Raw genomic sequence first — 20339 nt, forward strand, 5'->3', positions numbered from 1 at the left:
ACGGCCGGTCCGATCGGACCGGCCGTTCGTGTTTGCGTTTGCCTGCGGAGACGTCAGGACGTCGAGACGGTGGTGAGCTGCAGCAGTCCCTCGCCCGTGATCGACAGTGCGCCGATCACTGCGGGGGAGGCCTGCGTCTCCTGGATGAGCGAGCGGTACGCCGTGGTGACCGGGTCGCGGCGCACCGGGTCGGCGACGGCGCCACCGGCCAGCACGCGGGGGACGAGCACCGTCCCGCCCGCCCGGACCAGTCGCAGGCCGTGCTCGACGTACTCGATGACGCCCTCGGGGTCGGCATCCACGAGCACGATGTCGTAGGACGCCTCGTTCATGCGCGGCAGCACCTCCGAGGCGCGGCCGGTGATGAAGCGGGCGCGAGCCGGCGGGATCCGGGCCTCGGCGAAGGCCTGGCGGGCGGCGCCGAGATGCTCGGGCTCTTTGTCGATGGTGGTGAGGGTCGCGCGGGGGGAGCCATGCAGCAGCCAGAGCCCGGAGACTCCGGCACCCGTCCCGATCTCGACGATGTTGAGCGCCTGCGACACTGCGGCGATGACCGCGCACTGGGCGCCGATCGCCGGGCTGATCGGTGCGGCCCCGAGCTCGAGCGCATGCGCGCGGGCACGTGCGATGTGCTCCGGCTCGCTCGTCGCCTCGTCGACGAACCGCTGGTTCGCGTTCTGCTCTCCCATCGGAATCCTCCGCCCGCCAGCCTACGCGGCCCTGCGGCGCTGGCCGCACAGGCACGGCGGTAATCTGAAGGCATGATCTTCGGCCTCACGATCGAGAAGCTCCTGCTGATCGGACTCGTCGCGGCACTCATCCTCGGACCCGAACGGCTGCCCCGCTATGCGGAGGCCCTCGCCGGCCTGACCAAGCGGGCGCGGACCTGGGTGACGACCGCGCGGACGCGCGTGCGCGACGAGATGGGCGAGGACTTCGACGACGTCGACTGGCGCACGCTCGACCCTCGCCAGTACGACCCGCGTCGCATCATCCGCGAGGCGCTCCTCGACGACGCTCCGGTCGCGAGCATCGCCGCCCCCCAGGCGCCGTCCGCCCCTCTGCCGCCGACGGAGCCGGTCCGGTCGCCCTACCGCAGCCCGATCGACGGCCCCACGCCGTTCGACAGCGAAGCGACCTGACCCCGGCTCCGGTCAGCGCGGGCGGAACGGGAGCGAGCGGCCCGAAAGTCCGCGCGGCGTCTGAGCCAGCGTCTCCGCGATGCCGGCGATGGCCCGCGCCGCAGGGTCGTCGGGGTGTGCGATGACCGCCGGGGTCCCGGCATCCGCATCCGTCCGCAGCATCGGGCTGAGCGGCACCGAGGCCAGCAGCGGCACCTCGGCCTCCGGCTGCGAGAGCGATTCGGCGACCGCGGCGCCGCCGCCCGCGCCGAACACATCGACCGTCGTGCCGTCGGGAAGCGTCATGGCGGCCATGTTCTCGACCACCCCGATGACACGCTGGCCGGTCTGACGCGCGACGACGCCGCTGCGCACCGCGACGTCGGCGGCCGCCGCCTGCGGCGTCGTGACGACGAGCACTTCGGCGTTGGGAAGCAGCTGCCCCACCGAGATCGCGACGTCGCCGGTGCCGGGCGGCATGTCGAGCAGGAGCACGTCGAGGTCGCCGAAGTAGACGTCGGTGAGGAACTGCTGCACGGTGCGATGCAGCATAGGCCCGCGCCACGCGACGGCGCCGACCGGCGCGTCACCTTCCGCGCGGCGCAGGAACATGCCGATCGAGATCACCTTCACGCCGTAGGCGACGGGCGGCAGCATGAGGTCGTCGACGCGCGTCGGCTGCGGCACGGTGCCGTCTGCCGCCACGAGCCCGAGCTGGCCGGGGATCGAGAAGCCGTGCACGTCCGCGTCAATGAGCCCGACGGCGAGTCCGCGTGCAGCCAGCGCGGCGGCGAGGTTGGCGGTGACCGTCGATTTGCCGACGCCGCCCTTGCCGCTCGTGACGGCGATGACGCGAGTGAGCGTGCCGGGGCCGAACGGCATCTCGCGCGCGCGTCCGCCGCGCAGCCGCTCGGTGAGCGCGTGCCGCTCGGCGGGCGTCATGACACCGACCTCGAGCGCCACGTCCGTGATCCCGGGAACGGATGCTGCGGCCGCGCGCACATCGGAGGCGATCCGGTCCGCCGCGGGGCACCCCACGATCGTGAGGGCGATCCCGACGTGCGCGACGCCGTCGTCCACCGAGATGTCACGGACCATGTCGAGCTCGCCGATGGGGCGACGCAGCTCGGGATCGGAGACAGCGCCGACGGCGGCGCGGACGGCGTCCGCGGAGACCGCGCTCATCGTGCGGCGCCGTCCTCGACCTCGGAGGAGTTCTCGAGTTTCTCGAGCATGGCGCGCAGCTCGCTGCGGAGGACGTCGCGTGTGAGGACCTGGTCGGCGAAGTCGTTGACGGCCATCCGCAGGGCGACGACCTCGCGCGCGAGGTACTCCGTGTCGGCGAGGTTGCGCTCGGCGCGCTGACGGTCCTGCTCGATCTGCACGCGGTCGCGATCGTCCTGCCGGTTCTGCGCGAGCAGGATGAGGGGCGCGGCGTACGACGCCTGCAGCGACAGGATGAGCGTCAGCAGCGTGAAGTTGGTCGCCGCCGGGTCGAACTGGAGTTGCGGCGGCATGAAGATGTTCCACGCCAGCCACACGGCGACGAAGATCGTCATGCCGATCAGGAAGCCCGAGGTGCCCATCGCGCGCGCGAAGGCCTCCGAGAAGCGACCGAAGCGGTCGCTGGAGGGCTGGGGGGAACGCTGCAGCATGCCCGAACGGCCACGGGGAGCGTCGAGCGACGGCTGGCGGGTGTTGCGTGCCATCATCATCGCCTCCTGGGAATGCTCGCGGTCGTGGTCGGGACGGACTCGGATGCCGGGCGTTCATCCTCCTCGGCGTCGTGCGATCTCCAGTCTTCGGGGAGGAGATAGTCGAGCACGTCGTCGACGCTCACCGCGCCGACCAGCCGGTGGGCGGGATCCACGACGGGCAGCGAGACGAGGTTGTACGACGCGAGCAGACGAGCGACTTCGGCGGCCGACGCGGTCGCGGGCACCGGGTCGAGCGTGTCGTCGATGATCGCGCCCAAGCGCTCGTGCGGCGGGTAGCGCAGCATCCGCTGGAAGTGCACGGTGCCGAGCAGGCGTCCCGTGGGGGTCTCGTACGGGGGAAGGGTCACGAAGACGGCGGCCGCGAGCGCGGGGTGAAGCTCGTGACGACGGATGAGTGCGAGGGCCTCGGCGATCGTCGCGTCGGCGGAGAGCACGATGGGCTCACTCGTCATGAGACCGCCAGCGGTGTCGGGGCCGTACTTGAGAAGGGCGCGGACGTCTTCCGCCTCTTCGGGCTCCATGAGCTCGAGGAGCTCCTCGCGCTGGTCCTCGGGCAGCTGTCCGAGGACGTCCGCCGCATCGTCGGGCTCCATGGCGTCGAGGATGTCGGCCGCTCGCTCGTCGTCGAGCGCCTCCAGGATGTGGACCTGCTCCTCTTCGGGCATCTCCTCCAGCGCGTCGGCGAGACGATCGTCGGGAAGCTCTTCGACGACCTCGAGGAGCCGATCCTCGGGCAGGTCGAGCAGCGTGTTCGCGAGGTCCGCAGGCCGCAGCTCCGAGTAGGTCGCCACCAGCTGTTCCGCGGACTGGGCCTCGCCGGGCACCTGGCTCTCGCGCACCGCGTCCCAGTTCGCGAACGTCGTGGGCCCCTTGGCGAACGGGGAGGCGCTCGTCTTCGGCTTGCGCAGGAAGAGCTGACCGACGTCCCATTCGCCGAGGCGGTTGCGCTCGATCGCCACGTCTTCGATCACGGCGGTTCCGGAGCCGTCGGCGAAGAACACCTTGCGACCCAGGAGCTCCGCCATGACGCGCACTTCGCCGCCGCGCTGCTGGAAGCGTCGGACGTTGATGAGTCCGGTGGTGATGACCTGGCCGGTCGCGATCGAGGTGACGCGGCCGATGGACACGAACACGTTCCGCCGGCCGGGAATCTCGACCACGAGACCGATCACACGGGGCGGATCGTCTTTGCGGTAGATGACGACGACGTCGCGGACCTTGCCGAGACGGTCGCCGGCGGGGTCGAAGACCGAGCACCCGGAAAGGCGCGCGACGAAAACCCTCTGCGTGCTCACACGTCCCAGCGTAGTCCGCGTGCCGTGGGAGGATGGGGAGATGACCATGATGGGAGGGCGCTCTCCGCAGAGTTCCGACGCGGTCGGACAGACCGTGGCGAGCTTCCCGACGTACGAGGCGGCGCAGAAAGCGGTGTCGTCCCTCATCGCGGCCGACATCCCGGCACGCGACATCGCGATCGTGGGGCTGGGGCTCCGTTCGATCGAGCGCATCACCGGCCGTCTCGGTTACGCGTCGGCCGCACGGTCGGGCGCAGTCAACGGCCTCCTCCTCGGTCTCCTCTTCTCGGCGATCCTCGTCATCGGCTCGCCCTCCGTGCCGATCCAGGCATTCGTCGGCGTTCTCTTCGTCGGCATCGCGATCGGCATGCTCCTGAGCATCGTGGCGTACTCGTTCGTGCGCCGGCGCCGCGACTACGCGTCCGTGATGCAGGTCGTCGCCGACCACTACGAGGTCACGGTCACCGACAACAGCGTCGGCCGCGCGCGTCAGGTGCTCGGCCCCCAGACCGCCGTCACGCCCGCGGCTCCCGCCGCTCCGGTCGCGCCGGCAGCGCCCGTCGCCACGGACTCCGCCGTTTCGTCCGTTGAGCCGCCCAAGTACGGCGAGCGGGTTGCGCCGAAGCCGGACGCCGAGGGCGAGCCCGCTCCCGAAGCACACGCCGTGCGCCCCGATTCCGCCGAGCGCCCCGGGGAGTCGGCGGAGCCCGAACCGTCGGCCGACGCCGAGCACGACCACCTCGACGCGCCGCACGCGGACGACAGCAATCGCGCATGAGCGCAGACGGGGATTCCTCGCGGATCGCCGTCGCGCTCCCGAACGGGAGCGCCGAGGTATCGGCCGACCTCGTCATGCCGTCGTCGGCATGGGCGTTCACGGCCATGGCGCACGGTGCGGGCGCGGGGTTTCGGCATCCGTTCCTCACCGGATTCGCCGACGCGCTCGCTCGAGAGGGCGTCGCCACCCTGCGGTTCAACTTCCCGTACGCGGAGGCGGGAAGACGGATGCCGGGACCCGCGGCGCACGCGATCGCGACGTGGGCGGCGGTCCACGCCGAACTGGCAGAGCGCGCCGCGGGTGCACCGGTGTTCGCGATGGGCAAGTCGTACGGCGGACGCATGGCCTCGATGGCGGCGGCGGAGGGCGTGATCGCTCCGGCGGGCCTGGTGTACCTCGGTTACCCCCTGCATCCGCCCGGAAGCCCCGACAAGGCCCGCACCGCGCACCTGCCCGACGTGCCGCAGCCCCAGCTCTTCGTCGAAGGCACGAACGACCCCTTCATCGACCCCCACGAACAGCTCGAAGAGGCCGTCGCGTCGTGCCAGGTGGCCGAGATCGCCTGGATCGACGGCGGCGGGCACTCGTTCGAAGTGAAGGGGCGCAAGCGTGCGCCGGCCGAGATCGCGGCCGACCTCGCACCGATGGTCGCGGAGTGGCTGCGCCGGACTCACTCCGGAGTAGGACCCACGTAGCGCCCGCGCGGTCGCAGACGCATCGGGCGCTCGTCGTACTCGTCCACCGCGTGCGAGATCCAGCCGACGATGCGTCCGATCGCGAAGATCACCGACCCGGCGTCATCGGACATGTCGGCCCACACGGTGAGAGCCGCCAGCGCGAGGTCGAGGTTCGGACGCACGTCCGCACGGCGCGCCACCTCGTCGGCGACGGCATCCACGGCAGCGAGGACATCCGCGCTGTCCGGTGCGTCGCGCAGCAGCTCGAGGAGCACGCTCGCGCGCATGTCGCCCGCGGCATAGAGCGGCTGCCCGAACCCGGGGATGCCGCGACCTCCGTCGCGCACGGCGCGCGCGATCGCCGTCGACGGTGCGGCGCCGTCGCGGACGGCGCGCAGCAGCTGCGCGGCCGCGCGGCTCGCGGTGCCGTGCAGGGGCGCGTCGAACGCACCGAGCGCGGCGGTGACAACGGCGTATCCGGAAGCGCGGGCCGACGCCGCGACCCGCGCGGCGAGGGTGGAGAGCGCGAGATCGTGGTCGATCACGAGCACCAGTGCCGCGTCGAGCAGGCGGGGTCCGCCGGGGAGATCGTGCGGAGCGAGTGCGTGCCACAGCGTCCGCGCGACGTCGGGATCCTGACCGGCGGGTGTGAGCGCGGCGGGCAGGCCCGTGACGAGTCGCGCTCCCACGCGCACCAGCTGCGACGCATCGGGGTCGTCGCGCAGGGGGTCGGTGGCCGCGAGCGCCGCCACCGCGACGATCAGCCGGTCGACCGGCGGCGCCGTCGGGCCCACCGCCTCGATCGTGCGCCGGGCGACGGCGAGGTCGAAGGGCGACGGGGAGCGCAGCACGGGCACGTCCCACAGCCAGGTCACGACCTCCTCGAACGACGACTCGCGGGCGAGCCGCGCCGCCGACTGCCCGCGATAGTGCAGTTCGTCGTCGTCGATGTGCGCGAGTCTCGTGTCGAGCACCATGAGCGGGGTGCCCGGAGCCGGCGAGCCGGGGACGGCACTCGGGGAGCGCCGGCGCCGGCGCGCGAATGCCTCCACCTCCAGCGGATCGAACGACGAGCCCGCGGCATCGCGCTCTCGCGACAGCAGTCCCCGCGACACGTACGCGTACAGGGATTCCGGCTTGACGCCGAGACGAGCTGCCGCCTCAGCCGCGGTCAGACGGGGAAGGTCGCTCACGATATTGATCCGATCAAGATTGACGAAAGCATGATCAAGTTCCGACACTGACTGTAGCGGGAACGATCGCCCAGGGTGCGGTCGACCTCCCGGAGACCTCGAGCAAGGAGCCGACATGACGACGACACGCCTCACCCCGATCGACGCGCCGCGGGGTCTCGCCGGCGTGATCGTCGCCGAGACCACCGTGAGCGACGTCCGCGGGGCGGAGGGCTTCTACCAGTACCGGGATCGGTCGGCGATCGAGCTTGCGGAGACCGCGAGCTTCGAAGACGCCTGGCAGCTTCTCGTCACCGGACAGGACGCGACGGATGCCTCCCGCCCGGGGTTCGCGGCCCGTGTCGCCGAGGCCGCGATCGGGCGGCGCGGCGACCTGGGCGCCGTCGTCGACGCGGTGTCGGCGACGACGCCGGATGTGCTCGCCGGGCTCGCGGCCGCCTGGCCGCTGCTCGGCGCGAGGCGCGGCATCCAACCGCTCTACGATCTCGACGAGGACGGACGTCTCGCCGATGCGATCGCCCTCGCCGCCGCGACGCCGGTGCTCGTGGGTGCCCTCTGGCGGCGCGGCCGCGGAGAGCGCGAGCTGCCCGTGCTCGAGGACCGGGGCGTCGTCGCGAACTACCTCCGGCAGGTCACCGGACTCGTTCCGGACGAGGCGACCGAGAGGGCTCTGACGGCCTACCTGATCGCCGTCATGGATCACGGCTTCAACGCGTCCACCTTCACCGCCCGCGTCATCGCCTCGACCGGGGCGGATGCCGCAGCCTGCCTCGTCGGCGCACTCGGGGCACTCACGGGACCCCTGCACGGCGGCGCGCCGTCCCGTGCGCTCGACGGACTCGACGCCGTCGGCACCGACGACCGCATCGACCCGTGGATCCGTGGCGAACTCGCGGCCGGCCGGCGCCTGATGGGGTTCGGCCATGCGGTCTACCGCACCGCGGACCCGCGCGCCGAGCTGATGAAGCGCGTCGCGCTGCGCACGGGCGGGCCGCGGGTCGAGCTGGCCCTGCACTTCCAGCAGAGCGCCGAGCGGCTGCTGGCAGAGGCGAAGCCCGGCCGTGAGCTCCACGCGAACGTCGAGTTCTGGGCCGCGCTCGTGATGGAGCAGTGCGGGATCCCGCGCTCGATGTTCACGCCGACCTTCGCGGTCGCGCGCACGATCGGGTGGACGGCGCACATCCTCGAGCAGGCGCGCGACCCGAAGATCATCCGCCCGTCGGCGCGCTACGTGGGGCCCGGGGTGCGGGTGGTGGCGGCCTGAGCAGGACTATCGTCCGGCGGCGTACCCCTGCATCCCGCGCGGGTTCGCCGCACCCCACAGGACACCGGTGCCGGCATCCCGCCCGACGGCCGACACGCGGCCGAGCGCCCAGTCGCCTGCGCGCGTGACGTGGTGGCCGCGGCGCTCGAGCCCCTCGATCAGCGCCTCGCCCAGCCGGTTCTCGACCACGGCGCCCGCGGGCGTCCAGGTGCGGGGCCAGAAGGACTCGGGCATCGACGTGGTGTGCAGCGCGGGCGCGTCGATCGCCTGCTGCGGCGTGTAGCCGCCGACGATGACGCGCAGCAGGGCGAGCAACTGCCACTGGTCCTGCTGATCGCCGCCGGGGGAGCCGATCGCGAACTCCGGTGTGCCGTCCCGAAGCACCAGCGTGGGGGTGAGGGTCGTCCGAGGGCGCTTCCCGGGAACGAGCGACGACGGATGCCCCGGCTCGAGCCACGTCATCTGCTGACGCGTGCCGAGGCAGAACCCGAGCGCCGGGACGGTCGGCGAGGACTGCAGCCACCCGCCCGAGGGGGTCGCCGAGACGATGTTGCCCCATCGGTCGATGACGTCGAGGTGGCAGGTGTCTCCGCGCGTCTCGCCGGTCTTCGCGACCGTCGGCTCACCCGTGCCGGCGGCGGGCGCGTCGTAGGTCGTGCGCAGCGGAGGACGGAACGGCGTGCGGCCGGGCAGCGGACCGGGGCGGAACTCGGCCGAGGCCTCCGACGTGATCAGCGAACGACGCTCGTCGAGGTAGCCGGCCGACAGCAGCGTGTCGAGGTCGACGTCGTCGTCTCCGAACCAGGCGTCGCGGTCGGCGTACGCCAGCTTCTGCGCCTCGAGGATCGTGTGCGCGCCCGCCTCCTGTGACGGGTCGAGCAGGTCGTCGGCGAGGGGCTCGAGCAGGCCGAGGGTCTGCAGCAGCGCCGGGCCCTGCGTCCACGCACCCGCCTTGGCGATCGTACGGCCGCGGAACTCGCTGGTGACGGCAGGCTCGTAGCCGGCGTCGAAGCCCGCGAAGTCCTCGGCGGTGATGACCGCGGCGTGCATTCCGCCGCCGGAGTGCCGGTGCGGCTGCGACAGGAAGGCGGAGGCTTCGTGCGCGACGATCCCGGTCTTCCATTCGCGCCGCGCGGCGTCGATGCGGGCGGCGCGTCCGACCGGCCCGTCGTCGCGCACGGTGCACGACGCGTGGACCAGTGAGTCGAGCACCTCGGCGTAGGCCGGGTTCCGCACGACCTGACCGGCGATCGGAAGCTCGCCCTCGGGCATCCACAAGTCGGCCGACGACGTCCAGTCGTCGCGGAAGAGCTCGGCGACGCGCGCGATCGTGGCGGCGGCGCCCGCGACGAGAGGGTGCCCGTCGCGCGCGTAGCCGATGGCGTACGCGAGGACGTCGGCGAGCTCCCATGTCCCGTGGTCGCGCAGCAGGAGGAGCCACGCGTCCACGGCGCCGGGCACCGCGGCCGCCAGGCCTCCGGCGCCGGGCGTGAGGTCCAGACCCTCGCCCCGGTAGTGCTCGATCGTGGCGCCGGCGGGTGCCGGCCCCTGGCCCATGAGCACGGTCGGGGCCTCAGCATCCACCGGCTGGAAGATCGCCACGAGATCGCCGCCCGGTCCGTTGAGATGGGGCTCGACGACGTGGAGCACGAAGGCCGCGGCGACCGACGCGTCGAAGGCGTTGCCGCCCCGCTCGAGCACGGCCTGTGCGGTGGCTGTCGCGAGCCAGTGCGTGGACGCGGACATGCCGAACGTGCCCGTCAGCGTCGGGCGCGTCGTGAAGGACGACGGGGCGGTGTAGGCCACGGGTTCAGCGGCCGCCGCGGGCGATCCAGGCCTCGACCTCGTCGGCGGTGCGCGGGATCGCGGCGGACAGGTTGACCGGTCCGTCGGCGGTCATGAGGATGTCGTCCTCGATGCGCACGCCGATGCCGCGGTACTCCTCGGGGACGGTGATGTCGTCGATCTGGAAGTACAGTCCGGGCTCGATCGTGAAGACCATGCCCGCCTCCAGGACGCCGTCGTAGTACATGTCACGGCGTGCCTGCGCGCAGTCGTGCACGTCGATGCCGAGGTGGTGGCTCGTGCCGTGCACCATGTAGCGACGGTGGTGACCGCCCCTCTCGGCGTCGAGCGCCTCCTCGGCGGTGACGGGGAGGAGACCCCATTCGGCCACGCGCGCCGCGATGACCTGCATCGCCGCCTCGTGGATCGAGCGGAACTTCACGCCCCGCTTCGCCACGGCGAACGCGGCGTCGGCGGCCTCGCGCACGGTCTCATAGACCTTGCGCTGCACGTCCGTGAAGCGGCCGCTGACCGGCAGGGTACGCGTGATGTCGGCGGTGTAGAGGCTGTCGACCTCGACGCCGGCATCGATAAGGATGAGGTCGCCCGGCACCACGGCGCCGTCGTTGCGCGTCCAGTGCAGGTAGCACGCGTGGGGCCCGGACGCCGCGATCGTGTCGTAGCCGACCGCGTTGCCGTCACTGCGCGCGCGCTGGTGGAAGACACCCTCGACGACGCGCTCGCCGCGGGGGTGCTCGACGATCGCGGGGAGGTTCGCGACGATGTCGTCGAAACCTGATGCGGTGACCTGGACGGCGAGCTCCATCTGGCCGATCTCGTACGCGTCCTTCACGAGGCGCAGCTCCGAGACGAACCGGGTGAGGTCGTCGTCCTCGTCGAGCACGACATCTCCGTCGCCCGCCTCGAAGTCGTCGATGTGCGCCGTCGCGAGACCGAGGTCGGAGGCGACGCCGGCCAGGGCGGGCCGCGGGCCGATCCAGAACTCGCCGATCGAGGCATCCGAGTAGAACTCGCTCGTCGTGCGGTCGGCGCGCTCGCGGAAGTACAGCGTGACGTCGTGCCCGCCTGACGAGCGGGGCTCGAAGACGAGCACGGCGCCGGGCTCGGCGTCGGAGGCCCATCCCGTCAGGTGCGAGAAGGCGGAGTGCGCGCGGAACGGGTAGTCGGTGTCGTTGCTGCGCTGCTTGAGCTCGCCCGCGGGGATCACGAGGCGCTTGCCCGGGAAGGCCGCCGAGACGGCGTCGCGACGCGCGGCCGTGAATGCTGCCTGGGGGCGCGCCGGCGGAGCGGACTCGGGGCGTTCGGCCCATCCGGTCGAGATCGTGCCGAGGAAGCCCTGCCCGTACGGCTGACGGCGGTTCGTGCTGGTCGAGGTCGGGGTCGAGGCCTCGGTGGTGCTCGTGGCGCCGGGGGACTGCTCGCTGGCTGCGCTGCTCATGCCTCCCAGTCTCGCACGCGCGTGGGAGCGCGGACAGCTCAGCCGGCGGGGTCGTACTGGACGATGAGCGGGCGGTGGTCGGAGCCGGAATCGTCGAGCGAGCGCAGCACGAGCGAGCCCGTCGCCCGCCACTGCGGCGTCGCCATCACGTGGTCGATCGGGGCGCCGAGGATGGCCGGCATGTCGGCCGACCAGGTGCCCAGCGCGCCGTTGCCGGTCTCGGTCGCGGCATCGGTGCAGTGGCCGAGCGTGGCGCCGTCGAGCCCGAGACCCGACATGTGGTCGACCGTCGCGTTGAAGTCGCCGGCCATGATCACGTTGCCGTCGCCGCACTGATCGGCCAGCCACTGGAGGTCGTCGCGCCAGCTCTGCATGTAGCTCGGGCGCGGGGCGACGGCGTGCACCGCGACGACGGTGGGTCCCTCGCCCGAAACCGGCATGGCCACCGCGCTGGGCACGGTCGAGGTGTTGCTGCTGCCGTCGAGCGAGGACTCGATCACGGCGTAGTCGCCGAGCTCGGGTGAGATCAGGAGCGTCGTCGAGCCGGCGTCCCATTCCGTCGAGGGGTCGGAGGCGTGATGCGCCCACATGCGGTGGCCGAGGTCGCGCATCGCGATGGCGACGCTCTCCCCGGTCTCGATGGTCGTCTCCGGCAATGCGACGATGTCGGCGTCCATCGCGACCGCGATCTTCGCGATCGTCTCGGGCGGTGTCGCCGCGCCGGCGGTGTTCCACGTCATGACGCGGACGGACGCCTCGGTCTTCGCCGGGAGCGGGTCGCTGCCCAGGCCGCCGCGGGAGGACAGCACGGCGACGTTCGCGACGGTCGCGAGCCCCGCGACCACGGCGATCGAGAACGCGAACGCGCGGATCGGGCGGGCGATCGCGAGGAGCAGCGCCAGCAGCGCCGCGGCGGCGAAGGCCAGCGCGAGGATGCCCCGGAACGACACGATCTGGGCGATGGGATAGAAGCGCTCGACGCGGAAGAAACCCGGGAAGGTCAGCACCGCTGCGGCGATGGCGCACAGCACGGTGAAGAGGATCCCGAGCAGGCGAAGCACGACGGCGACTCTATGCGAGCAGGCTGTGAGATCCGTCAGCGCGCGCGGGCGTCGCGCGTTTCACGCGCGCTACGCTCGGAGGATGCCCAGGCCCCAACGGTTCGAAGGGCCGAGCGACCTGCATCTGCACTCGGCGAACTCCGACGGCACGCAGCCGCCCGCCGAGGTTATGGCGTCCGCCCACCGGCATGGCGTGCGGACGGCGGCGCTCACGGACCACGACACCACGTCGGGCTGGGCCGAGGCCGCCGAGGCCGCGACCTCCCTCGGCATGACGTTCATCCCGGGGATGGAGCTGTCTGCGCGGCACGAGTGGCGCAGCGTCCACGTGCTGGCGTACCTGCCCGACCCCGACGAGCCGGCACTGCGCGCCGAGACCGCGCGCATCCGGTCCTCGCGGCTGGATCGCGCCCGCCTGATGGCCGACCGCATCGCGCGCGACTACGACCTCGTATGGGACGACATCCTCGAGCAGACCACCGACGGCGCGACCGTCGGCCGGCCGCACATCGCCGACGCATTGGTGGCGCGGGGGCTCGTCCGCGATCGCGCCGAGGCCTTCGCGGGCATCCTGAGTCCGCGCGGCGACTACTACGTCGCCCTCTACGCGCCGGACCCGGTGACCGCGGTGGGACTCGTCGCCGGCGCCGGGGGAGTGGCCGTCATCGCGCATCCGGCCGGGCGTGCAGGCCTGCTTCCGATGCGCCTGATGGAACGGATGCTGGACGCCGGCCTCGCGGGCTTCGAACTGGGTCATCGCGAGAACCGCGACCCCGCGCTCACGACCCTGCGCGACCTGTGCCGCGAGCGCGATCTCGTGGTGACGGGGTCCAGCGACTACCACGGCCTGGGCAAGCCCAATCAGCCGGGCGAGAACACCACCACCGACGAGATGGTGGCGCGCATCATCGCCCGCGCAACGGGAAGCGCCCCCGTCTACCCGTGAGGGGAGGACGAGGGCGCTTCGAACCGCGGATGCCGCGGGTCAGATCATGACGATCAGCCCAGGGCCTTGGCCTTGAGCGCGTCGTACTCGGCCTGCGTGATCGTGCCGGCGTCGAGGAGACCCTTCGCCTTGGCGATCTCGTCGGCCGGGCTGGCGCCTGCACCCGCGACGGACTTGATGTAGGCGTCCTGGGCGCTCTGCAGCTGCGAAGCCTCCTTGGCGCTGCGCTTGGCCATGCCGTTTCCGCGCGCGATCAGGTACACCAGCAGCGTCAGGAAGGGCACGAAGATCAGGAAGATGATCCAGACGGCCTTCCACCAGCCGTTCAGCTTGTGATCGCGGAACAGGTCGGCGATCACGGCGAACAGCGCGAACAGGTACGCCATGAAGAAGAAGATCCAGAGGAACCACCAGATGATGTCCCAGAAGGACCCCCAGAAGCCCTGGTACTCATAACCGGTGGTGACGGCCTCGATGATGCGCATCGTGTGCCTTTCGTGAATGCGAGGTACCGGCGCCCAGTGCGCCGTCTGCGCTCACCCTAGCGCTGTCGCGGCGCCGGATGACGGCGCCGCGACAGGAGAAAGACGGATTCAGGCGCCGACGGCGGCGCCCGCCCCGGCGGGGGCGCCCCCCCCCCCCCTGCCGCCGCGGCGGCGACGGCGGCGCCGCGGAGCGGGCTTGCCGTCGTGGTGCTCCTTGCCTCCGCCGTCGTGGGTTCCGCCCCCGTCGGTGGAGCGGTCGCCGTCGGCGTTCGCCGGCGCGCCGTGCTCCGACGAACCGGCGGCACCGGCATCGGCGGTCTGGAACGTGGAGCCGACCCGCTCGGACGAGCCCGACCGGCGACGGCGACGCCGGCTTCGCGGAGCCTGGCCGTTCGTCTCGACCTCGGCGGCAGCATCCGCCGCACTCTCGGGCTGGACCCGGACCGCCTGGGTCTTCGGGGCCGTCACGATACGGCCCTTCGTGCCCGCGGGGATGTCGAGGTCGGAGAACAGGTGCGGACTCGACGAGTAGGTCTCGACGGGGTCGGGCTGGCCGAACTCGAGGGCTCGGTTGATGAGGGCCCACTTGTGCAGGTCCTCCCAGTCGACGAAGGTGACGGCGATGCCGGTCTTGCCTGCGCGGCCGGTACGGCCGGCGCGGTGCAGGTACGTCTTCTCGTCGTCGGGGATCGTGTGGTTGATGACGTGCGTGACGTCGTCGACGTCGATGCCGCGGGCCGCGACGTCCGTGGCGATGAGGACGTCCTTCTTGCCGGCCTTGAATCCCGCCATCGAGCGCTCGCGCGACTCCTGGCTCATGTCGCCGTGCACGGCGCCGGCGTTGAACCCGCGGTCGTTGAGCTCGTCGACGAGCTTCTGCGCGGCGCGCTTGGTGCGCGTGAAGATCACGGTCTTTCCCCGGGCCTCGGCCTGCAGGATGCGCGCGATGACCTCGTCCTTGTCGAGCGAGTGCGCGCGGTACACCAGGTGGCGGATGTTCGCCTGAGTGAGGCCCTCGTCGGGATCGGTCGCACGGATGTGGATCGGGTTCGACATGAAGCGGCGCGCGAGCGCGACGATCGGGCCGGGCATGGTCGCCGAGAACAGCTGCGTGTGCCGCACCGCCGGGACCTTCGAGAAGATCTTCTCGATGTCGGGGAGGAAGCCGAGGTCCAGCATCTTGTCGGCCTCGTCGAGCACGACCTCGGTCGCGTTCGACAGGTCGAGCAGGCGCTGGTTGTTGAGGTCGATGAGGCGACCGGGGGTGCCGACGACAATCTGCGCGCCCGCCTTGAGCTGGTCGATCTGACCCTCGTACGCCTTGCCGCCGTAGATCGCGACGACGCTCGTCGAGCGGTTCGAGGTCAGCATGTCCATGTCTTCGTACACCTGCACCGCGAGCTCGCGGGTGGGGACGACGATGAGCGCCTTGACCCCGTGAGCCGGGTCGGCGCCGAGGCGCTGGACGACGGGGATGCCGAAGCCGAACGTCTTGCCGGTGCCGGTCTTGGCCTGGCCGATGATGTCCTGACCGGGCAGGCCGAGGGGGATGGTCTGCTCCTGGATGGGGAACGCGTCGACGATGCCCTTTGCGGAGAGCGCGTCGACGATGTCCTGATCAACGCCGAGTTCGGCGAAGGTCGTCACGATGTGTGCCTGTCCGGCAGTGGGATGCTGCCTGGGTTCATGCCCTGGCGCGTCCGAGGCCTCAGCGAGGTCGCCGCGCGGGCGGAAGTGCGATCCACGCCCTTCTTTCCCACAGGCGCGGGCGCCCCGATCCGACGCCGGGGCCGACACCCACGATACCGGAGGACCCCCGCGCGAGCGTGGAGGCGGTGTCCCCTCGTAGGCTTTCGTCCATGGTGAAGTGGTTCTGGCAGCGTCGCGACACGGGGCGCAAGCTGCAGCTGCGCTCGCGTGACGAGCTGAGCGGCGGCAATCGCGTCGACTTCGAGGAGCTCGCCCCGGACATCGACACGTTCCTCGGTCAGGCTGCCTATCTGCAGCTCGGCTTCTTCGAGACGCTCACCGAGCTGATCCAGTCGATCCCCGAGCTGGGCGAGAAAGAGGCCGTGTCCCGGGCCGCCGGCGCGGCCCTCACCAAGCACGAGGCGCTCGTCGCGCTGATCCGCGAGCGCGGTGACGACCCCACCGAGATCATGCGTCCGTTCCGCGAGCCCCTGGACGCCTTCCGGGCGGCCACGCACGGCGTGCGCACGCAGGAGACGATGCTCTCGGTGCACATCACGGCGGGCATGCTCGACGACTTCTACCTGGCCCTGTCTGCGAGCTACGGCGAGACGGGCGACCGCGTGGCGCACATCCTGCAAGCCGATGACGACCGTCAGGCCATCGTCGAGCTGATCTCCCAGGCCATCGCGAGCGACCCCGAGTGGAAATCGCTGCTGGCGCTCTGGGGACGCCGCCTGGTCGGCGACACGCTGCTCATCGCGCGCGCCGCGCTGCGGCCGACCGACCTCGGCCCCGCGGCCGAAGAGAAGGTGGAGCCCGTCTTCACCGAGCTCATGGCCGCGCACTCCCGCCGCATGGACGCCATGGGCCTGGCGGCCTGACACGCGGAACGGATGCTGCGGGGCGTTGGGGTGGCTCAGCCGGGCGTGATCAGCCGAGGCCGAGGCGTGCCTTCTCGCGCGCGTCGTGGGCGACGCGAGCACGCGACATGAGGGTGATCGCCGGGTAGGTGACGACCATCGGCACGACGAGCGCCGCGAGCCACGGCCACGGCGTGTCGATCCCGACCCCGAGCCACGTCAGGATCGACCACGCGGCACCGGCCGACACTGCGCCGATCATGGGCGCCAGGACGACCCCGCGCGTCAGGCGCTGGTGCAGCTGGAAGTGGATGCCGATGCCGACGACCGCGCCGACGATGAACGCGATGAGGATCTGCATGTCCCGGATCCGCTCAGGCGACGAAGCCGACGCGGCGCGACTCCTCGGAGCCGAGCTCGATGTACGCGAGTCCCGCGGTGGGGACGATGTACGAGTTGCCCTTCGCGTCGGCGAAGGTGACGTGCGTGGCGCCGGCGTCGAGCGCCGCGGCGACGGACTTCTTCACGTCTGCCGCCGGCTCGTTCGTCTCGAAGTTGAGCTCGCGGCCGGTGTTCGCGATGCCGATGCGGATCTCCACGTGACTGACCTCCTGCGCGGGGCGATAGTTGTGTGCCGGATGGCTGAGGGCTCCACCTGGCGGAAAGGCTGAGGGCTCCCCGGACGCATGGCAACTCTACGACACCGCGCAGGGGCATCCGCCCGCCGCCGGAACGCTCTGGGCGAACGGCCGATGTCGCGCCCTCGCGCTAGCGTCGGAGGGTGACTTCGGGCAGGACGGATCGTGCGGCGTGGGCCCCGGACGCGGCGCAGCAGACGGTGCTGGCGCTGCCGCCGGAGGCGTCGGCGGTCGTGGTGGGCGCACCCGGCACCGGCAAGACCGAGACGCTCATCGCGCGCGTCGCCGCCGTGATCCAGGCCGGTGTGGATCCCGACGCCGTGCTCGTGCTCACCCCGTCGCGTCAGACCGCGACGGCGCTTCGCGACCGCCTGGGCCTCGCGGTCGGGGTCGCGACGACGGGGCCGCTCGCGCGGTCGGTCGCCTCATACGCGTTCCAGGTCGTGCGGGCGCACGCCGTCGCGGCGGATGCTGATCCGCCGCAGCTCCTCACCGGCGGCGACGAGGACCAGATCATCCGCGATCTGCTCGAGGGCGACGACGAGGACGAGGCGGCCGGCGCCGTCCGCTGGCCGGACTGGCTCGGCCCGGCGATCCGCGGCACGGCAGGCTTTCGCACCGAGGTGCGCACGTTCCTCGCCGAGTGCACCACCCTCGGCATCGAGCCGCGCCGCCTCCGCGAGCTCGGCGAGCGCCATGAGCTGCCGGCCTGGGTGTCGCTGGCGTCGTTCTTCGGTGAGTACCTCCACGTTCGGGGCGCCATGCGCGGGGCGCACCGGGACGCAGCGGGTCTGGTCCGCGAAGCGGTCGGGCTGCTGCGCACGGCACCGGCCGGAAGCCCCGCCGTCGACCGGGTGCGTGTCGTCATGGTCGACGATGCGCAGGAGCTCACCCTCGGCGCCGTCGAGCTGCTCGAGGCGGTGCGCGCCCGGGGCGCCGCCGTGCTCGCCTTCGGCGACCCCGATGTCGGGTCGGGATCGTTCCGCGGCGCGACGCCCGAGAACTTCGCCCGCCTCGCGGCGTCACTGGGTGCCGTGCACGTGCTCACCGCAGGGCATCGCGGGAGCGCGTGGCAGCGCGAGCTGGTCGGTCGCGTCACGCAGCGCATCGGCGCTGTCGGCGTCGTGGCCCACCGCGGTGCGGCGTCGGGCGCCGAGGCCGACGACTCCGTGCAGGTGCTGACCCTGCGCTCCGCGGCCGAGGAGTACGACGCCATCGCGCGGGTGCTCCGCGAGCGCCACGTGCACGACGGCGTGCCGTGGAGCGGCTGTGCGGTCGTCGCGCACGACACCCGGCAGGTCGCGGCGCTCGAGGCGGAGCTGTCGGCGCGAGAGGTGCCTGCGCGTTCGAGCGGCCCGGGGCGCGCCCTCGGCGCGGTGCGGCCGGTCGCCGACCTGCTGCGGCTCATCGAGCTCGCGTCGCGCGACGAGTGGACGTTCGAAGAGGTTTCGGCGGCACTCGTCGGCACGTACGGACGACTCGACGTCATCGAGCTCCGCCGGCTGCGATCGGCACTGCGGCACGCCGAGCTGCGCCGGATCCTCGAGAGCGCGGCAGACGCCTCGGACACGCCGGCCGCCGAGGAGGGCGACGAGGGCGAGGGCGTCGCCGAGCGCTCGGGTCGCGACCTCGTGCTCTCGGCGATGCGCCGGCCGCTCGAGTTCGACCTGCTCGACACGCGTGAGGCCCGGCGCGCGGCTTCGCTGGCGCGTACGCTCGAGGTGCTCCGCGAAGACCTCGACCGCGGTGCCACGGCGCACGAGCTGCTCTGGACCGCGTGGGATCGCAGCGGACTCGAGCGCACATGGGGCGAGCTCGCGCGCGGCAACGGTCCGCTGGCGGAGCAGGCGCACCGCGACCTCGATGCCCTCGTCGCGCTGTTCCAGGCCGCGAAGCGATTCATCGAGCGCTCGCTCGACGCCGATCCGCGCGTGTTCGCGCGGTCGATCCTCGACAGCGGCGTCGCCGAGGACCGTCTCGAGGCGCCGACGCGCGACGACAGCGTGCGTGTCATGACGCCCGCCGGAGCACTCGGGCTCGAGTTCGACACCGTGGTCGTGGCCGGCGTGCAGGACGGCGTCTGGCCGAACACGAGACTGCGCGGCAGCCTTCTCGACACCTGGCGTCTCGCAGACGCGGCCACCCGTGCCGACGGTGAGACGCTCGGCGCGTTCGACCGCCGCCGCGGGGCGATGCACGACGAGCTCCGCCTGCTCGCTCGCGCGTTGTCGCGGGCGACGGCCCGCGTGATCGTGACGGCCGTCGATGACGACGACACGGGCCCGAGCGTGTTCTTCGAGCTGCTGCCCGACCCCGAGCCCTTCGAGCTCGACCACCCGGTGTCCCTTCGCGGACTCGTGGCGCGGCACCGGCGCACCCTCACCGCCGCTGGTCCACGGGCGGCCGCCGCCCCCGGGTCGCTCGCCGCGCCCGCGGCGCGCGCCGCAGAACAGCTCGCTCTGCTGGCGGATGCCGGGGTGCCGGGCGCGTCGCCGCGCGAATGGTACGGCGTCGCCGGGCCGACATCGACCGGCCCGCTGCGCGACCTCACGAAGGAGGACGTCCGCGTCTCGCCCTCCCGGCTGCACGCCCTGGAGGAGTGCGAGCTCAATTGGGTCATCGCCGATCTCGGCGGCGACCCCGGCGGCACCACCGCCGGCCTCGGCACGATCATCCACGCGGCGCTCGAGCACGCGGCCGGCCACGACGAAGCGGCGCTGTGGGCCGAGGTCGAGTCGCGCTGGGGCGAGCTGACGTTCGAGGCCGCGTGGCGCGACCGCGCCGAGCAGACCCGTGCACGCGACCTGGTGCGGCGCCTGCACCTCTACCTGCGGCGCTTCGACGACGCGGGCGGCACGCTCATCGGTGCCGAGCCGCACTTCGAGGTCGTGATCCCGCTGGCGGACGAGACTCCGACGGCCGCGACCGAGGCTTCCGAGCACCGCGTCATCCTGTCGGGCTACATCGATCGCGTCGAGCTCACGCCGGAGGGAACCGTCGTCATCATGGATCTCAAGACCGGCAAGCGGGAGCCGCAGACCGACGCCAAGGTGCTCGACAACCCCCAGCTGGGTGCGTACCAGCTGGCCTTCGAATCGGGCGCGATCGCCGAAGCGAACGGCCATGCGCCCGGCGGCGCGAAGCTCCTCGTGCTGCGGCCGACCGCGACCAGGTCCGACTACGTCACCCCGTGGCAGCCGCCGTTCGACGACGAGCGCCGTGACGCGTTCGTCGGCCGGATCCGCACGGCCGTCGCCGTCATGCGCGGCGAGAGCTTCACCGCACCGTACGAGGAGCACTGCCGCGACGAGCACTCCTACGGGCTGTGCCGGATCCACACCGTGGGCGCGGTGAGCGCCTCGTGACC

Annotated in this window: 19 protein-coding genes; 7 read left to right on the top strand and 12 right to left on the bottom strand. The window is 72.0% G+C overall.

Translation table 11 applies throughout. The features are described from left to right. Positions 1 to 53: 53 nt before the first annotated feature. Complete coding sequence (locus ACLBXX_RS07245) at positions 54 to 689, bottom strand: O-methyltransferase (protein ID WP_310291740.1); 636 nt, start codon at positions 687 to 689, stop codon at positions 54 to 56. Positions 690 to 761: 72 nt separating this feature from the next. Here ACLBXX_RS07245 and ACLBXX_RS07250 point away from each other — a divergent pair, with 72 nt between their 5' ends. Further along, positions 762 to 1142, top strand: coding sequence for a Sec-independent protein translocase TatB (locus ACLBXX_RS07250; RefSeq protein ID WP_447657485.1), 381 nt, complete (start codon positions 762 to 764; stop codon positions 1140 to 1142). Between the two features lie 12 nt (positions 1143 to 1154). On the opposite strand, the gene ACLBXX_RS07255 is transcribed toward ACLBXX_RS07250, so the two are convergent. The 3 genes from ACLBXX_RS07255 to ACLBXX_RS07265 are packed head-to-tail and all read right to left on the bottom strand — an operon-like array spanning position 1155 to position 4134. Further along, a complete protein-coding gene (locus ACLBXX_RS07255; RefSeq protein WP_447657486.1) occupies positions 1155 to 2306 on the bottom strand; it encodes a P-loop NTPase in 1152 nt (383 codons plus the stop codon). Beyond that, positions 2303 to 2830, bottom strand: coding sequence for a DUF1003 domain-containing protein (locus ACLBXX_RS07260; RefSeq protein ID WP_387136511.1), 528 nt, complete (start codon positions 2828 to 2830; stop codon positions 2303 to 2305). The genes ACLBXX_RS07255 and ACLBXX_RS07260 overlap by 4 nt, the downstream gene beginning before the upstream one ends. A gap of 2 nt (positions 2831 to 2832) precedes the next feature. Beyond that, positions 2833 to 4134, bottom strand: a complete 1302-nt coding sequence (locus ACLBXX_RS07265) for a magnesium transporter MgtE N-terminal domain-containing protein (RefSeq protein ID WP_447657487.1) — start codon at positions 4132 to 4134, stop codon at positions 2833 to 2835. A 40-nt stretch (positions 4135 to 4174) separates the two neighbouring features. Between ACLBXX_RS07265 and ACLBXX_RS07270 the strand changes: the two genes are divergently transcribed. Further along, on the top strand, positions 4175 to 4912 hold the full coding sequence (locus tag ACLBXX_RS07270; protein WP_447657488.1) for a general stress protein: 738 nt from the start codon (positions 4175 to 4177) through the stop codon (positions 4910 to 4912). Then, the gene (locus tag ACLBXX_RS07275) at positions 4909 to 5607 is read left to right on the top strand and encodes an alpha/beta hydrolase family protein (protein ID WP_447657489.1); all 699 of its coding nucleotides are present in this window, start codon (positions 4909 to 4911) and stop codon (positions 5605 to 5607) included. The genes ACLBXX_RS07270 and ACLBXX_RS07275 overlap by 4 nt, the downstream gene beginning before the upstream one ends. On the opposite strand, the gene ACLBXX_RS07280 is transcribed toward ACLBXX_RS07275, so the two are convergent. Continuing rightward, entirely contained in the window at positions 5583 to 6782 is a 1200-nt protein-coding gene (locus ACLBXX_RS07280; protein ID WP_447657490.1) for a citrate/2-methylcitrate synthase, read from the bottom strand. The genes ACLBXX_RS07275 and ACLBXX_RS07280 overlap by 25 nt on opposite strands. A gap of 115 nt (positions 6783 to 6897) precedes the next feature. On the opposite strand from ACLBXX_RS07280, the gene ACLBXX_RS07285 reads away from it, so the two are divergent. Next, the gene (locus tag ACLBXX_RS07285) at positions 6898 to 8046 is read left to right on the top strand and encodes a citrate/2-methylcitrate synthase (RefSeq protein WP_447657491.1); all 1149 of its coding nucleotides are present in this window, start codon (positions 6898 to 6900) and stop codon (positions 8044 to 8046) included. Positions 8047 to 8052: 6 nt separating this feature from the next. Here the strand turns inward: ACLBXX_RS07285 and ACLBXX_RS07290 are convergent, their stop codons facing one another. The 3 genes from ACLBXX_RS07290 to ACLBXX_RS07300 are packed head-to-tail and all read right to left on the bottom strand — an operon-like array spanning position 8053 to position 12351. Continuing rightward, positions 8053 to 9852, bottom strand: a complete 1800-nt coding sequence (locus ACLBXX_RS07290) for a gamma-glutamyltransferase family protein (protein ID WP_447657492.1) — start codon at positions 9850 to 9852, stop codon at positions 8053 to 8055. A 4-nt stretch (positions 9853 to 9856) separates the two neighbouring features. After that, positions 9857 to 11290 carry an aminopeptidase P family protein gene (locus ACLBXX_RS07295; RefSeq protein WP_447657493.1) on the bottom strand — a complete coding sequence of 478 codons (1434 nt, stop codon included), beginning with the start codon at positions 11288 to 11290 and terminating at the stop codon, positions 9857 to 9859. Between the two features lie 38 nt (positions 11291 to 11328). Then, the gene (locus ACLBXX_RS07300) at positions 11329 to 12351 is read right to left on the bottom strand and encodes an endonuclease/exonuclease/phosphatase family protein (protein WP_387136525.1); all 1023 of its coding nucleotides are present in this window, start codon (positions 12349 to 12351) and stop codon (positions 11329 to 11331) included. Between the two features lie 82 nt (positions 12352 to 12433). Here ACLBXX_RS07300 and ACLBXX_RS07305 point away from each other — a divergent pair, with 82 nt between their 5' ends. Next, positions 12434 to 13297: a PHP domain-containing protein gene (locus tag ACLBXX_RS07305; RefSeq protein ID WP_310291709.1), complete on the top strand. Its 864-nt coding sequence runs from the start codon at positions 12434 to 12436 to the stop codon at positions 13295 to 13297. A 53-nt stretch (positions 13298 to 13350) separates the two neighbouring features. Here ACLBXX_RS07305 and ACLBXX_RS07310 read toward each other — a convergent pair whose 3' ends face one another. Together ACLBXX_RS07310 and ACLBXX_RS07315 are read right to left on the bottom strand one after the other, a co-directional pair. Then, positions 13351 to 13782, bottom strand: coding sequence for an SHOCT domain-containing protein (locus tag ACLBXX_RS07310; protein ID WP_310291706.1), 432 nt, complete (start codon positions 13780 to 13782; stop codon positions 13351 to 13353). 108 nt (positions 13783 to 13890) lie between these two features. Next, complete coding sequence (locus tag ACLBXX_RS07315; protein ID WP_447657494.1) at positions 13891 to 15429, bottom strand: DEAD/DEAH box helicase; 1539 nt, start codon at positions 15427 to 15429, stop codon at positions 13891 to 13893. 212 nt (positions 15430 to 15641) lie between these two features. On the opposite strand from ACLBXX_RS07315, the gene ACLBXX_RS07320 reads away from it, so the two are divergent. Continuing rightward, positions 15642 to 16355: a ferritin-like fold-containing protein gene (locus ACLBXX_RS07320; protein ID WP_387136531.1), complete on the top strand. Its 714-nt coding sequence runs from the start codon at positions 15642 to 15644 to the stop codon at positions 16353 to 16355. Positions 16356 to 16404: 49 nt separating this feature from the next. On the opposite strand, the gene ACLBXX_RS07325 is transcribed toward ACLBXX_RS07320, so the two are convergent. Both ACLBXX_RS07325 and ACLBXX_RS07330 read right to left on the bottom strand, forming a co-directional pair. Further along, positions 16405 to 16695: a hypothetical protein gene (locus ACLBXX_RS07325; RefSeq protein WP_447657495.1), complete on the bottom strand. Its 291-nt coding sequence runs from the start codon at positions 16693 to 16695 to the stop codon at positions 16405 to 16407. 13 nt (positions 16696 to 16708) lie between these two features. After that, entirely contained in the window at positions 16709 to 16933 is a 225-nt protein-coding gene (locus ACLBXX_RS07330; RefSeq protein WP_045296833.1) for a DUF3107 domain-containing protein, read from the bottom strand. 182 nt (positions 16934 to 17115) lie between these two features. On the opposite strand from ACLBXX_RS07330, the gene ACLBXX_RS07335 reads away from it, so the two are divergent. Then, positions 17116 to 20337 carry a PD-(D/E)XK nuclease family protein gene (locus ACLBXX_RS07335; protein WP_447657496.1) on the top strand — a complete coding sequence of 1074 codons (3222 nt, stop codon included), beginning with the start codon at positions 17116 to 17118 and terminating at the stop codon, positions 20335 to 20337. Positions 20338 to 20339 lie beyond the last annotated feature (2 nt).

The organism is Microbacterium sp. C23T, from assembly GCF_053345975.1.